General features: G+C 58.6%; 1 protein-coding gene and 1 pseudogene. Both read left to right on the top strand.

Annotated features, from left to right (window positions below):
• A pseudogene (locus JF66_RS18435) lies at nt 1–418 on the top strand (hypothetical protein); the annotation flags it as partial.
• Nucleotides 405–1,422, top strand: a 1,018-nt coding sequence (locus JF66_RS18430) for an McrC family protein (protein WP_035880295.1), incomplete at its 3' end; no start/stop codon positions are given. The pseudogene JF66_RS18435 and the gene JF66_RS18430, both read left to right, overlap by 14 nt.

The raw sequence follows: 1,422 nt of genomic DNA, 5'->3' as shown, positions 1-1,422 counted from the left end.
GTTCCCCTTCGTTGAACTTCACCCTGGCGTGGAGCCGGTTCGAAGCGTCTTGAGGTTGTATCTCGCTGCTCATCATGAGCCTGATTTGCGTGCGCGATTGCTCGACGCGCTCAACAAGCGCATCAACGAGCGCGATCTTCAGATTGGGCCGTCCTACCTCATGAAGCCCGACGCGAGCACGCAGGCTGGGCTTGAGATGATCTGGAAGTACGAAATATTGCCTCTGCTGGAGGATCACTATTACGGTCAGCGCACACCAGAGAGCATCCGCAAGGACTTCGGGCTCGACACGCTCCGGGGGGCGGTTGAACCTTCCGAAAGCGGTTTCGGACACATTGATACTGGGGGCCCCGGGACCGTCACGGCCGATCAGACCGACCGGGCCCTCGGAGAGGCATCCGAAGGTGCCGAGGACTAAACATGAAGTCAGCCGCATCAGACTCACCGAGACCTCAGGTGCCGGCGAGCTACTATCAATCCCCGCGTCGCTCGCGACCGCGCTCGCGAAGTCAGGTCTTGTGGAGATACGCCGCGAGGGCCACAAGCGATGGCGTGTGGTCCCCAGTGCTTGCGTCGGCGCAGTTCGGGTGGGCAACGTGCGCTTGGGCTACGTGCAGGTAGAGGTGTGGCCTAAGGAAAAGGTGGAGCTCTCGCATCTTCTCTTCATGCTGGGCTACGCAAAATCCCCCAGCTTCCTTGCGACGGACGTTGCTGCCGCACAATACGACGACCTCTTGCCCGCCCTGGCGGAAAGCCTTGCGCGCCACGCCGAGAGCGCCTTGCTGCAAGGAGTTTTACAGAGCTACCGGACTCTCGACGAGGCGTCGATGGTGGTGCGGGGGCGTATTCGAGTGGGCGACCAGCTGAGGAGGCATGCGGGGCTCCCGTTCCCGTTGGAGATCACCTACGATGAACACTTGATCGACATTCCGGAGAACCGGATTTTGCGTAGTGCGCTCCGGCGAATGTTGGCTGTTCCGGGGCTCTTACCAAGTGTTACGGCCAGGCTGGCCCATATGGACAACCGGCTATCTGGAGTTCAAATTCTCCGCTCGGGGACCCTCCCGCCGCCATGGAGAGAAACACGGCTCAACTCCCGGTATCACTCTGCTTTGCGATTATCCGAGGTTATTTTGACTAATTCCTCTGCGGAGACGGGGGAGGGTGACATCAATGTCGCAGGGTTCGTAGTTTCGATGTGGAAGGTGTTCGAGGACTTCGTGACCATCGCTTTGAGAGAATCGTTTTTGCATCTGGGTGAACACTGCGAGACCCAATACGAGGTTTTTCTAGACGAGGCGGGCATGGTGTCCATGAATGTCGACCTCTTACACTACGCAGATGATCGGCCCGCTACGGTTCTTGACGCAAAATACAAAGCTGTGGCTGGTTCACCCAACGCGGACCTTTATCAAATGCTCG

This window comes from Cryobacterium sp. MLB-32, from assembly GCF_000738085.1.
Lineage (GTDB): Bacteria > Actinomycetota > Actinomycetes > Actinomycetales > Microbacteriaceae > Cryobacterium.
This window is presented reverse-complemented; position numbering and strand designations above follow the sequence as displayed.